This is a genomic window from Nonomuraea sp. GTA35, from assembly GCF_041950525.1.
In the GTDB taxonomy this organism is placed as follows: Bacteria; Actinomycetota; Actinomycetes; order Streptosporangiales; family Streptosporangiaceae; genus Nonomuraea.
The window spans coordinates 147,377-160,542 of the sequence record NZ_JBGNUV010000005.1; the positions used below are offsets into that span (position 1 = coordinate 147,377).

Annotated in this window: 8 protein-coding genes; 5 read left to right on the plus strand and 3 right to left on the minus strand. The window is 71.0% G+C overall.

Features of this window, described 5'->3' with window-relative positions:
* Positions 1–75: 75 nt before the first annotated feature.
* Positions 76–3,306, minus strand: coding sequence for a hypothetical protein (locus ACBJ32_RS23895; RefSeq protein ID WP_375128580.1), 3,231 nt, complete (start codon positions 3,304–3,306; stop codon positions 76–78).
* The gene (locus ACBJ32_RS23900) at positions 3,303–4,691 is read right to left on the minus strand and encodes a glycoside hydrolase family 43 protein (protein WP_375128581.1); all 1,389 of its coding nucleotides are present in this window, start codon (positions 4,689–4,691) and stop codon (positions 3,303–3,305) included. Before ACBJ32_RS23900 ends, ACBJ32_RS23895 begins: the two co-directional genes overlap by 4 nt.
* Before the next feature lie 300 nt (positions 4,692–4,991).
* Between ACBJ32_RS23900 and ACBJ32_RS23905 the strand changes: the two genes are divergently transcribed.
* Complete coding sequence (locus tag ACBJ32_RS23905; protein ID WP_375128582.1) at positions 4,992–5,765, plus strand: hypothetical protein; 774 nt, start codon at positions 4,992–4,994, stop codon at positions 5,763–5,765.
* A 98-nt stretch (positions 5,766–5,863) separates the two neighbouring features.
* Positions 5,864–6,742 carry a hypothetical protein gene (locus ACBJ32_RS23910; RefSeq protein WP_375128583.1) on the plus strand — a complete coding sequence of 293 codons (879 nt, stop codon included), beginning with the start codon at positions 5,864–5,866 and terminating at the stop codon, positions 6,740–6,742.
* On the opposite strand, the gene ACBJ32_RS23915 is transcribed toward ACBJ32_RS23910, so the two are convergent.
* Positions 6,739–8,835 carry a GTP-binding protein gene (locus ACBJ32_RS23915; RefSeq protein WP_375128584.1) on the minus strand — a complete coding sequence of 699 codons (2,097 nt, stop codon included), beginning with the start codon at positions 8,833–8,835 and terminating at the stop codon, positions 6,739–6,741. The two genes, ACBJ32_RS23910 and ACBJ32_RS23915, sit on opposite strands and share 4 nt — an antisense overlap.
* A gap of 187 nt (positions 8,836–9,022) precedes the next feature.
* Here ACBJ32_RS23915 and ACBJ32_RS23920 point away from each other — a divergent pair, with 187 nt between their 5' ends.
* From ACBJ32_RS23920 to ACBJ32_RS23930, 3 genes are all read left to right on the plus strand, one after another.
* A complete protein-coding gene (locus ACBJ32_RS23920) occupies positions 9,023–11,005 on the plus strand; it encodes an amino acid transporter (protein WP_375128585.1) in 1,983 nt (660 codons plus the stop codon).
* Positions 11,006–11,118: 113 nt separating this feature from the next.
* Positions 11,119–11,724, plus strand: coding sequence for a TetR/AcrR family transcriptional regulator (locus ACBJ32_RS23925; protein ID WP_375128586.1), 606 nt, complete (start codon positions 11,119–11,121; stop codon positions 11,722–11,724).
* Entirely contained in the window at positions 11,721–12,938 is a 1,218-nt protein-coding gene (locus ACBJ32_RS23930) for an FAD-dependent oxidoreductase (protein ID WP_375128587.1), read from the plus strand. The genes ACBJ32_RS23925 and ACBJ32_RS23930 overlap by 4 nt, the downstream gene beginning before the upstream one ends.
* The last annotated feature ends 228 nt before the right edge of the window (positions 12,939–13,166 follow it).

The window sequence follows — 13,166 nt, forward strand, 5'->3', positions numbered from 1 at the left end:
GATGGACGTGATGGTGCGCCCGAGCCGTGGGTGACGTCAAGGTGCCACCAGGCTCGGGCGCGGTCGCTCGGCGGATCAGGTTCCGTAGGCCTTGACCTCCAGCAGGCCGACGGAGCTGGTGCCGTTCCCGGTGAGCAGCACCCGCAGGCGGGTGGTGCCGGTGGCGGTGAAGGTGACGGAGTTGTAGGCGTTCTTGGCCAGCGAGTACGCCGACGCGCCCGGCACGTCCACGTACGCGCTGCCGTTCCAGTACTGCAGCTTCCACGACGCCGGCATGTCGATGCCCTGCTCGTCGTCGAAGAAGTACACCTCGGCCCGGTTGAGCGTGCGGGCCGAGGACCAGGTCAGGTCCACCCACTGCTGCCCGGTCTCCGGCCAGCAGCCCCACCGCGGGTTGACGGTGTCGTTGGAGGACGGCGGGTCGATGCCGTCGTTGACCGCGGCCACGCTCTCCCAGGAGGAGGTGTAGGACGCGCTCGCCGTGGCCGACGCCGCCAGGTTCGACGGCGGCTGGACGCCGCCCCGGTTGTGCACCTTGATCTCGGTGAGGCCGGTCCTGGCGCCGGAGGCGGCCGTGGTCAGCACCCGCACCCGCTGCGCGGTGACGGCGGGGAACTGCACCACGTTGTAGTTGGCGCGCGGCGCGGCCGGGGTCTTGGCCTGGGAGGGCACGCTGACCCAGGCGCTGCCGTTGTGGTACTGCACGTCGTAGGAGGCCGGGGCCCGGTAGGTGGCGCTGGCCGGGCGGCTGTCCTTGAAGTAGAGCCGCACCTCGTTGAGCGTGCGGGCGGTGCCGAAGTTGAGCTCGTACCAGTCCTGGCCGGCGGTGGTGCCGCCCCAGAACGGCTCGTTGATGGGGTAGCCGTCCACGGCGCCCGCGGTGGAGCTGCCGGAGGCGGTGGTGGAGGCCGTGGCGGTGGCGCCGGCGGCGAGGTTCGTCAGGTTGGCGGTGAGGTCGACGCCGGCCTTGGCCAGCATGTCGACCATGCGGGCGCTGGTGTGGCTGACCTGGGCCGGAGCCTGCAGCCCCGCGACGGCGGCGTTGTGGGTGACGGTGCCGCTGGTGGTGACGGCGCCGGTGGCCGGGTCCCAGGTGAACGGCACCAGCGTCGACACGGTGGCGGCGCGGCTGCCGTTGACGTAGATCGAGTAGCCCTCGGGCACGCCGGGGTAGCGGACGACGCCGTCGGCCGGGTCGTCCCACACGATGGTCAGGTCGGCGTTGCGGTAGCGCAGGTTGTTGACGGTGAAGTGGGACCAGCCGATGTTGATCGGCGAGAGCTCCACCTTGGCGTCGTTGCGCGGCCGCAGCCCGGCGACGTCCTCGACGACGGTCCAGTTGCTGCTGCCCAGGATGTTGTGGTGGATCCAGGAGCGGTAGGTGATCGAGGAGCCGTTCCAGTCGGCCCAGAACTCGTTGGCGTCGGGCCACTGGGTGTTGCCGCCCACGTACTGCGCCCAGGCGTTCCAGTAGAGCAGCTTCTTGTACCAGGTCGGGTCGATCCACTCGTTGGGATAGTTGCGCAGCACCGAGGAGAGCAGGCGGAACTGCACGGTCGAGTTGATCGTGGAGAAGTTGTTGCTGCCGGTGCCGGAGGCCGCCTTGTCGGCCTGGTTGGCGGTGTAGAAGGGGAAGATCGGATACTGCGCCGGGTCGTCGAACAGGCGAAGGGCCTGCTTGTAGGTGGCGGTGTTGGGGATCGCGCCGACGGCGAACGGGTAGTAGTTGTTGATCTCCTTCCACGGCACCCATTCGTTGGTGGACTTCAGCCGGTGCTCGAAGAGCTGCCTGCCCGGGTTCCACAACACGTTGACGATGGCGTTCTGGATCTGGGTGGCGAGGGTGCGCAGCTCGGTGGCCTTGGCGGTGTTGCCGATGGCCTCGTACGCCTGGGCGGCGGCCAGCGCGCCGCTGTACTGGTAGGCGGCCTCGGCCCGGTCCATGCGGCCCGGCTTCCAGTGGAACGACACGGCGTCGGCGTCGTTGCCGGTCAGGGCGCCCCAGTCGTACTCGATGAGTTTGTTGTTGTCGGTGTCGTAGTGGGCGAGCTGGCCCTTGACGTCCTGCTCGGCGTAGCGGGCCAGGTTGGCGGCGATGGCCGGCTGGCCGCCGTGGATCTGGTAGCTCTTCCAGGCCGCCTCGCCGATGTACTGCGTGTAGCTGTTCGACCAGTTCTCCGGGTCGCCGGGGTTGTCGAGGAAGCGGCCGTTCTTGGAGGTCTGGCCGACGCTCAGCCAGTCGCCGTAGGCGTAGATCGGGTTGCGCAGGTACTTCAGGTCGTCGATGTGCATGGGCTGGGTCAGCGCGATCGCGTTGTTGTAGCCCAGCACGCCCTCGGTGGAGGTGGGGAACTGGAAGGTCTGCCCGGGGATGTCGGCGTCGAGGTGGTTGAAGCGCATCAGCCACCAGCGGTAGTAGATGTTCTTCTTGATCGCCGGCTCGGGCACGTCGATGTAGGGCACGTTCTCGGCCCACCAGCGGTTGTAGGCGCGCACGTGGGTGGCGAACGCGGTGGCGGCCGAGTAGCCGGCGTAGGCGTCGTACTCGGTGCGGGAGGCCGGCAGCTCGCTGGTGACGAAGCCCATGACCACCTTGACCGTCACCGTGGCGCCGGCGGCGATCGTGAGCGAGCGGTTGAGGCCGCCGCTGGAGACCGCGCAGCCGTCGCAGGTGAGCCGGGGGTAGAGGGTGGTGAGGTTGTTGTAGGCGTTCACCTGGCCGGTCAGTTCGCTGCCGCTGCCGCTGGTCGCGTACGGCGAGGTGGCCCGCAGTTGCAGCGTGGTGGAGGCGGAGCCGCCGTTGGTGATGGCCAGGTTGGCCACGGCCACGTTGTTGTCGGTGATGAACTTGGTCTGGTTGACGGTGATGGAGCCGCTGGTGTGGCGGCTCTTCCAGTGGCTGGGCGCCTGCCAGCGGGAGCCGACCTGTTCGGTGAACGTGCCGGGGGTCAGCGCGACGGTGAAGGCGTTGTTGTCGCTGATGCTCTCCCAGTACGCGGCCTGCCCGGCGAAGCCGAGCGTGCCGGGCGTGTGCGTCTTCATGAACAGCGCCCGGCCGCGCGTCATGAGCCAGGTGCCCGCCGGGTCGTTGCCCGAGCGGGCCAGCAGGCGGTCCATCCAGAAGTCGGTGCCGGAGCTCTCGGCGTCGTAGATGGCCCGCATGTAGTCGCCGGTCGTGTACGTGCCCGGCGGCGCGGGGACGGCCGGGCCGCTGAAGGTGGGGTAGCCGATGGTCTGGTCGGCGTACGCGGCGGGGGCCGTCACCAGGCCCGCGACGAGGAGCAGGGCTAACAGGGCACGCCTCATGAGAAGGCTCTCCATTCGAGCACGCCGGTCGAGTAACCGGATCTGGAGGTGATGTTCAGGCGCAGGCGGGTCGTGCTGACGGGGGTGAACGTCGTGGCGTTGAAGGTGTTGGCCGCCACGCCGCATCCCGACGCGCCGGGCACGTTGACGTAGGCGCTGCCGTTCCAGTACTGCACCTGGCAGGAGGCCGGCAGGTCGATCCCCAGGTTGTCGTCGAACCAGTACACCTCGGACCGGGAGATCGTCTGGGCGGTGGGCCACTGGTACTCGATCCACTCGGTGCCCTGGTGGTTCCAGTTGCCGTAGGCGCCGTGGCTGTGGTCCTGCGAGTTGGCGGGGGTGTAGCCGTCCTTGATCGCGCCGAGGGTCTCCCACGGTGAGACGTAGGAGGTGGACGGCGTGGCGCCGGCCGCCAGGTTGCCGGGGGTGGCCGGGCCGCCGGTCTGCACGACCTTCTGCATGGTGCCGTCGGCGTTGAAGTGGAGCTTGTCGATGGTCACCGAGCGGCGGAAGTCGCCTCCGCCGGGGGCGGCGGCGTTGTGGTAGACCATGTACCACTGGCCCTTGAACTCGATGATCGCCGGGTGGTTCGTGGTGGAGCTGACCTGGTCGAGCACGACGCCGCGGTGGGTCCACGGGCCCAGCGGGTTGCTCGCGGTGGCGTAGCGGACGCACGCGTAGCCCGGCTGGGAGCAGCCCGAGTCGTTGGCGGCGTAGGCGAGGTAGTAGACGCCGTTGCGCTTGAACATCCAGGGGGCCTCCCAGAAGTTCGACACGCCGCTCGGGGTGATCACCGAGCCGACGGTCGAGGTCATGGAGGCGTTGAGCCGGACGGCGCGCAGGCCGTAGTAGGAGCCCCAGTACATGTAGACCTGGCCGTCGTCGTCGGTGAAGACGGTGGGGTCAATGTTCAGCGGGGAGGAGTTCGGGGTGCTGTCGCTGATCAGCGGGCCGCCGATGGCGTCGGTGAACGGGCCTGTGGGGCTGTTGCCGACGGCCACGCCGATGTTCATCCAGCCGGGGCCGTTGCCGTTGACCGAGGTGAACCAGTAGTAGCGGCCGTCGGCGCCGCGCTCGACCTCGCTCGCCCAGGCGTCCGCGCCCGCCCAGGAGAAGTTCGAGATCGACAGTTTCGCGCCCTGGTCGGTGAAGGTGGCGGCGTCGGTGGAGCTGAAGACGTGCCAGTCGCGCATGACGAAGTTCGTGCCGCCGGTCGGGGCCTCGTCGTGGCCGGTGTAGAGGTACAGGGTGTCGCCCACGACCAGCGCGGCCGGGTCGGCCGTGTAGATCGCGGTGGTGATCGGCGCGCCCGCCAGCGCGGGCCGGGCGTCGGTGAGCAGGAGCAGGAGTGCCGCGGCGATGGCCGCCGCCCATCGTCGTCTCATGGATTTCGCCCCTAAGGAATGTGAGCGCTAACAGCGATGAGTCGGGACAACCTGAAAGGTTTTCGGGAAAGTAGACCGGCCGAGTCAGGGCTGTCAATCGTTGACTGCAACCCGGTGCATGCACTCTGAAGTGCTGGAACAGCAATCCGTGGCTGCTGATCAGCTGGCGAACGCTTGGTTACAGTTCGGTATCAGCCGAAAAGGCTTTCGACCGTCTCGACACGAGTTCCAGCCTGCGCGGAAAATCGCCCCGATCGTGAGATGTTCCGGGAAGTAGCTCCTGACCGTTGAGGAACTTCCGTGGGACACGATCACGAAGGCCGGCGGGTCAGCCGGCGGCGGCTGATCACCGGAGTCGGCTCGCTCGGGCTCGGCGGCCTGTTCACCGCCGGCGCGCACGCCACGTCCGACCCTGACCCGTACGCCGGGGCCGACGCGCTGTTCGCCAAGGCCCGGACGTGCAGGCTGACGCCGAGCACCAAGCAGGGCCCCTACTACTTCGAGACGGAGACGCTGCGCAGCGACATCCGCGAGGACCGGCAGGGCGTGCGCCTGCGCCTGGCGATCAAGCTGCAGGACGGCGAGACCTGCAACCCCCTGGACGACGCGGTGGTCGAGATCTGGCACTGCGACGCCGGCGGGCTCTACTCCGGTGCCGAGACGGAGTCGCGCGAGGTGCTGAGCAAGGGCGGCAAGGTCCAGGTCAGACCCGGGACGACGTTCACCGACCTGAAGCCCTCCGACCGCAGCCGCTACCTGCGCGGCGCGCAGGTCACCGACTCCGACGGCATCGTCCGGTTCACCACCGTCTGGCCGGGCTGGTACCCGGGCCGGACCGTGCACATCCACGTGATGGTGGTCGTGGGCGGGACGCGGGCGCTGTGCACGGAGCTGATGTTCGACGAGGCGTTCAACCGCGAAGTGCTGGCGCGGCCGCCGTACCGGGGGCACCAGACGCCGCGCGACACGTTCAACGGCAACGACCCCATCTACAAGGACGGCATGCTCGCGCACGTCACCAGGGACGGCGACGGCTACCTCGCCGCCATCGTCATGTCCGCCGACCCCGGCTAGATTCCTCACGAGAACTTCATCCTCGGCACAGGCACGGGTAAGAGGCCCCGGCCTACGGTGTGGTCCCCAGCAAATCGGGACACATCGGAGGATTCTCAGTGGGACACGACCACGACGGCCAGCGGGTCAGCCGCCGGCGCCTGTTCGCGGGCATCAGCTCGATCGGGCTCGGGACCCTGCTGGCGGCCTGCTCCGGCTCCGGCACGTCGGCCGTCACCACGTCCACGGGCGCGACCGTCACGCCGCAGGCCACCACGGCCACGACCGGCGACCTGGCCGCGCTCTTCGAGGGCGCGGGCACCTGCAGGCTGACCGCCACGACCACGCAGGGCCCGTACTACTTCGACGCCGACAAGGTGCGCAGCGACATCCGCGAGGACCGGCAGGGCGTGCGGCTGCGGGTCGCGATCAAGGTGCAGGACAGCGAGACGTGCGAGCCGCTGAAGAACGCGGTGGTGGAGATCTGGCACTGCGACGCGGCCGGGCTGTACTCGGGCGCCGAGTCGGTGTCGACCGGCGGGGGCGGCAACCCGCCCCCGAGCGGCGCGCCCACGGCTCCCCCGCCGAGCGGCGGACCCGGTGGTGGCCCCGGCGGAGGCGGCGAGGGCGGCGGCTCGATGGACCTGACACCCCAAGACGACAAGCGCTACCTGCGCGGCGCGCAGGTCACCAACGCCGAGGGCATCGTCGAGTTCACCACCATCTGGCCGGGCTGGTACCGGGGCCGCACGATCCACATCCACGCCATGGTGCACGTCAGCAACGAGCGCGTGCTGACCACGCAGATCATGTTCGACGAGGAGCTGAACAGCGTGGTCATGGCCAAGGCGCCCTACTCCGAGCGCACCGGGCGCGACACGTTCAACGACGGCGACACCATCTACCAGGACGGCATGCTGATGAAGGTCGGCCAGGAGGGCGACGGCTACGTGGGCGCCATCGTCTTCGCCGCCGACTCCGACCGGGACGGCGGCTAGACCCGCCGGACCACGTGCAGCAGGTACTCCTTCCTGTCGAGCGGGTTGTGATCGGTGCGCGGGCGCTCGGGGATCGGGCCGCGTACGGGCTCGTACCGGTCGAAGTCGCACTCCAGCACGCCCTCGCCCCTGGTCAGCCCCGGCAGCCGCTGCTCCAGCCCGTGCACCCGGGCCGCCGGGATCTCCCCCTCCACCACGGACGACAGCCGGGTGCGCGGGATCGCGCCCAGCCCTGCCAGCACGGGCAGCACCGGCCCCAGCGTGTCGGGCGGCAGCTCCAGGCGGAAGCGGTGCAGCGGCTCGTACACGGTGGTGCCCGCCCGCCGCAGCGCGGCCATCAGCACCAGCGGGACCAGGTTGCGGAAGTCGCCGGCGGTGCTCGACATGCTCTTGTCGAAGCTGCCGTGCGCGTGGCTCTGCCTGGCGTAGTAGCCGGAATGGGTCAGCGTGACCACGCAGTCCACGACCTCCCAGCCGTGCAGGCCCTGCTTGAGCGTCTCGTGCACGGTCTCCTCGATCGTGCGCATGAACGCGTACGGCAGCGAGCCCAGCTCCACCTCCAGCCGGAACCGCACCCCGCTGCCGATCTCCCCCGGCTCGACGCGCAGGCCGACCGTGGCGAGGAACGGGTTGGGGTCCACGGAGATCAGCTCGACGGCGGCGCCGGTGCCGGAGGGGCGTTCGACGCAGATCGTGGTGGTCTCGCGGAAGGTGACGTCGAGGCCGAAGTCGGTGGCGAGGGTGGCCTGGATGACCTCCTTCTGGACCTCTCCGTAGAGGGAGACGGACACCTCCTGGCGCAGGTCGTCCTGGCGCAGGCCGATCAGCGGGTCCTGCTCGGCGAGCTGGGTGAGCGCCAGGTGCAGCGCTCCCCTGTCGGCGGGCCGGCGCGGGACCACGACGGTCTCCAGGGTGGGCGGCGCGAAGTGCGCCTCCGTGCCCCGGGACGGCCGACCGGCCGCACCCCGCGCTGCGCCCGCCTCCTCGGCCCCGCCCTCGGGCGGGTGGCCGAAGGTGCCGGCCTCAGTCGGGTGGCCGAGGGTGCCGCCCTCGGTCGGGTGGCCGAGGGTGCCGGCCTCGGGCGGGTGGCCGAGGGTGTCGCCGATGCGGACGTCGGCCAGGCCCCAGAGGCGGGCGATGCGGCCCGCCGTCACCTCCTGCCGCCGCGCCGCCGTGCCGCCGTCGAACACGCTGATCGCCGTGACCTTGCCCGCCCGGCCGGGGCCGAAGCTCAGCCGGTCGCGGGCGCGCAGCGTGCCGCCGAACATCCGCGCGTACGCGACCTTCTCCCCCGCCGGCCCCCGCTCGACCTTGAAGACGGTCCCCGACACCGACCCCTCCGGGTCGCCCTGGGCGGCGGGCAGCAGCTCTTCGATGCCCGCCATCAGCGCCTCCACCCCGGCCCCCGTGATGGCCGAGCCGAAGAACACCGGGTGTGCCAGCGCCCGCCCGGTCTGGGCGGCGAGCTCGGCGCGGAGCCGGGGGTAGGTGAGGGAGGTCTCGTCGTGCACGTACGCGGCCAGCAGCCTGTCCTCCTGGGCGGCGAGCACGTCCATCAGGCTCGTCGCGAAGGCGGCCTGACCGTCGAACGCGGTGAAGGCGGCGGCGGGCGTGCCGAGGCCGGTGGTCGTGCCCATGGCGATCGCCCCGGGCGACAGCCTGGTGGTGATCTCGCGCAGCACGCCGTCGTACCGGGCGCCACGGCGGTCGATCTTGTTGACGAAGATCAGCGTGGGCAGGCCGAGGCGGCGCAGCGTACGCATGAGCACGCGGGTCTGCGCCTGCACGCCCTCCACCGCGGAGACCACCAGGACGGCGCCGTCGAGCACGTTGAGCACCCGCTCGACCTCGGCGATGAAATCGGGGTGGCCGGGCGTGTCGATCAGGTTGACCGTGGTGTCGCCGATGGCGAAGGAGACGACCGCGGATTTGATGGTGATGCCGCGCTGGCGCTCCAGCGCCAGCGAGTCGGTCTGGGTGTTGCCCTCGTCAACGCTGCCGACCTCGTCGATCACTCCGGCGGCGTGCAGCAGCCGCTCGGTCAGGCTGGTCTTACCGGCGTCTACATGCGCCAAGATCCCCAAATTGAGCATTCGCACCGAACGTCATGTCCTCTGATTGGCTGACTCCTTCTGTCTCGTGGGACACGACAGTTGCCCGCATCTTCCTGCTCCTCCAGCTCGTCCGAACTGGGGACAGGACACCAGAGCGGCTCCCGGCGTAGCAACCCATTTACCGGTCACTAAGGTGATACACCGTTCACGACGAGAGGGAGTTCCGGTGAACGGTAGCGACGGACTGGCCGTCCCCGAAGTGGTGGAGACCCCCGGCCGGACCGCGCCGCCGGCCAGCGGCGTGCTGCGGTGGCTGCTGCAGCATCAGGTGCAGCCGGTCGGCCCCGAGACGGCCGAGGGCCACGCCATGCCGCAGGCGTGGTGGAAGGTCATGTGCCTGACCGGCGTCGACTACTTCTCGACGCTGGCCTACCTGCCAGCCATCGCCGCGACGGCGGCCGGCGCGCTGTCGCCGCTGGCCACGCTGCTGATCGTGGCGCTGACGCTGCTGGGCATGCTGCCGATGTACCGGCGGGTGGCCAGGGAGAGCCCGCACGGGCAGGGGTCGGTGGCCATGCTGGAGCGGCTGCTGCCGTTCTGGCGGGGCAAGCTGTTCGTGCTGGTGCTGCTGGGGTTCGTGGCCACGTCGTGGATCATCACGATCACGCTGTCGGCGGCCGACGCGTCGGTGCACGTCGTGGAGAACCCGTTCTTCCCGAGCTTCCTGCACGGGCACGAGGTCGCGCTGACCGTGGTGCTGCTGCTGGTGCTCGGCGGGGTGTTCCTGCTCGGCTTCACCGAGGCGGTCGGGGTCGCCATCCCGCTGGTGGCGATCTTCCTCGGGCTCAACGCCGTGGTCGTCGCCGTGGGGCTCACCGAGGTGTTCTCCTCGCCCGGCGCGCTCGCCACCTGGACGGAGGCGCTGGTCGAGGGGCGCGGCGGGCTCGGCGGCGTCATCGGGCCCGCGATCCTCGCCTTCCCGCTGCTGGTGCTGGGCCTGTCCGGGTTCGAGACGGGGGTCAGCATGATGCCGCTGGTCGAGGCCAGGGGCGCCACCGCGCGGGAACGGCTGGACTCGCGCATCGCCAACACCCGCAAGCTGCTGACCGTGGCCGCCCTCATCATGAGCGTCTACCTGATCGCGACCAGCTTCGTCACCACCGTGCTCATCCCTGCCGAGGAGTTCAGGCCCGGCGGGGCGGCGAACGGCAGGGCGCTGGCGTACCTGGCGCACGAGCGGCTCGGCGAGATGTTCGGCACGGTGTACGACATCAGCACCATCCTCATCCTGTGGTTCGCCGGCGCCTCCGCGATGGCCGGTCTGATCAACATCGTGCCGCGGTACCTGCCCGGCTACGGCATGGCGCCGGAATGGGGGCGCGCCGTGCGTCCCGTGGTGCTGGTCTACACGCTCGTCTGCGTCGTGCTGACGATCGCGTTCGACGCCGACGTGGACGCCCAGGCCGGCGCGTACGCCACCGGCATCCTGGCCATGATGGTCTCCGGCGCGGCGGCGGTGACCATCTCCGCCGTCCGCAACCGGCAGCGCCGGGCCGTCGCCGGGTTCACGGTCCTGACCCTCGTCCTGCTGTACGCGCTGGCCGAGAACATCAGGGAGAAGCCCGACGGCATCGCCATCTCCGCCTTCTTCATCCTCGGGATCATCGTCATCTCGCTGATCTCGCGGGTCTCGCGCACGACGGAGCTGCGGGCCGAACGGATCGAGTTCGACGAGGCCGCGCGGCGGTTCGTGACCGAGTCGCTCGCCCACGACGGGCAGCTCAACCTGATCGCCAACCGCCGCCAGCGCGGCGACGAGGCCGAGTACGAGGCCAAGGAGGCCGAGCAGCGTCGCATGAACCCGGTGCCCGGCCGGGCCGACGTGCTGTTCCTGGAGATCGACGTCATCGACCCCTCGGAGTTCAGCAACGTGCTGCGGGTGCGGGGCGTGGAGGTGAGCGGGCGCCGCGTGCTGCGTGCCGAGAGCCCCGCCGCGCCGAACGCCATCGCCGCCGTCCTGCTCGCCCTGCGTGACGCCACGGGGGTGCGGCCGCACTGCTACTTCGAGTGGGCGGAGGGCGCGCCGCTGATGCACCTGTTCCGCTACCTCATCCTGGGGCGCGGCGACACGGCTCCGGTCGTACGCGAGATCGTCCGCGCCGCCGAGCCCGAACCAGGCCGCAGGCCGGGCATCCACGTCGGCGGCTGACCACCGCCCCTCGCCCACCGGCCCGCACCTCACTCCCTCCGACCGACACCCCTCCGAGCACGCCGCGCGTCTCCCCTCGTGCCGCGCTCAGGCATGAGCTAATATTTGGACACTTGCCCAAGTCGAATGCCCAAGAGGAGAACATGGCCCACCTCTCCGCCGAGCGCGGCAAGGCCACCCGCCAGCGGCTGCTCGACGCGGCCGTCGCCCTCGTCCCCGAGGTCGGCTGGGGCGGCGTCACCACCCGGCTCGTCGCCGAGCGGGCCGGGGTCGCGCCCGGCGTGGTGCACTACCACTTCGCCTCGGTCACGGACCTGCTCGTCGCCGCCGGCCTCGGCTTCACCTCCGGCCTGCTCGACCTGCTCGCCACGGAGCTGACCGCCCGGCAGGACGTCGGCGAGGCCGTCGACTGGCTGCTGGGCGAGCTGTCGCGCTACAGCGGCACCGACCCTGCCTCGCTGCTGGTGGTCGAGATGTTCCTGGCCGCCACGCGGCTGCCCGAGCTGCGCGAGGGGCTCGGCGAGCAGGTCGGCCGGTTCCGCGCCACGGTGGCGTCCTGGCTGGTCGAACGCGGTTACCGGGGGGATCCGGCCGCGGCGGCGGCGATGCTGGCGGCGTCGGTGGACGGGATCATGCTGCACCGCGCCCTCGACCCCGGCCTCGACCCGGCCGCGCTGGGCGGGCTGCTGCGTGCCATGTTCGGGAAGGGAGCATCGTGAGGATCCTGATCTGCGGCGCCGGCATCGCCGGGTTGACGCTGGCCTGGCACCTCGAACGCGCCGGGTGGGAGGTGGAGCTGGTCGAGCGGGCGCCGGCGTTCCGCGACGGCGGCTACCTGATCGACTTCTACGGCCCCGGATACCAGGTCGCCGAGCGCATGGGGCTGCGGCCCCGGCTGCTGCGCGACCGTTACCCGGTCGACGAGCTCAGCTACGTCGGCCACGACGGGCGGCAGACCAGCCACCTGAAGCTGACCTCGGCGCTGGAGAACGTGTTCAGCCTGCTGCGCGGCGACCTGGCCCGGGCCATCGCCGACGGCGTACGCGCGCCCGTCACGTACGGCACCACCGTCGGCAGCGCCGAGCAGCACGCGGACGGGGTGACGGTGCGGCTGGCCGACGGCACCACCCGGGAGGTGGACCTGCTCGTGGGCGCGGACGGGGCGCGTTCCCGGGTGCGGGAGCTGACGTTCGGCGACGTCGTGCCGCGCTATCTCGGGCACCAGGTGGCGGCCTGCATCGTGACGGACCCGGAGCTGAGCCGCCGGGTCGGGACGCGCTACCAGATGCTCACCGAGCCCGGCCTGATGGCCGGCGCCTACGCGCTGCGCGACGACCGGCTCGCCCTGCTGTTCCTGCGCCGCGAGCCGGACCCCGCCCTGCCCGCCGACCCGGCCGCCACCCTGCGCCGGCACTTCGGCGGGCTCGGCTGGATCCTGCCCTCGGTGCTGGAGCGTGTCCCCGGGCCTGCCGGGCTCTACCACGACCTGGTGACGCAGGTGGAGATGGAACGCTGGCACAGCGGGCGGACCGTGCTTCTGGGCGACGCCTGCCAGGCGGTGTCGCTGTTCGCCGGTCATGGGGCGAGCATGGCGATGGCGGCGGCCTGGGTGCTGGCCGACGAGCTGACCACGGCTGGTGACGCGCCGGAGCACCTGCCCGGCCCCCGCGAGACACCCGGGGGCCTGGCCGGCGCCCTCGCCCGCTACCAGGCGCGGATGGCCCCCGCCGTCGCCGAGGTGCAGGGCTTCGGGCGGCGGTCCATCCAGTGGCTCGCCCCCTCGAACCGGTGGCGCATCCTCGCCCGCGACCTGATCTTCCGGCTGGCCGCCCTGCCCGGCGGCAGCCGCCTGTTCGTCAACTCGTTCAGCCCCGGCGGCCACAACCTCATCACCTCCCGCTCGGGCGTGCTGGAGAGCGTGCGCCAGGACTGATCGCGAGGCGCGGCGCGGGCACCCCAGGGGGCAGGGCCGCGGACCCGCCGTCCCACGACCCGCCGTCCAGACACCCGCCGTCCAGACACCCGCCGTCCGAAGACCCGCTGTCAGGGAGCCGGTCGATGGTGGCGACGCCGAGGACGCCGTACGCGAGGCCGCCCTGCCGCGGCTCGAACCCCCGTACGGCGCCCAGCCGGCGTCCCGCCTCCGCTACCAGCGACGGCG

Bases quoted from the DNA above. Each gene is read 5' to 3' on its own strand.
- ACBJ32_RS23895 (WP_375128580.1), bottom strand. From the start codon at position 3,306: ATGAGGCGTGCCCTGTTAGCCCTGCTCCTCGTCGCGGGCCTGGTGACG.
- ACBJ32_RS23900 (WP_375128581.1), bottom strand. From the start codon at position 4,691: ATGAGACGACGATGGGCGGCGGCCATCGCCGCGGCACTCCTGCTCCTG.
- ACBJ32_RS23915 (WP_375128584.1), bottom strand. From the start codon at position 8,835: ATGCTCAATTTGGGGATCTTGGCGCATGTAGACGCCGGTAAGACCAGC.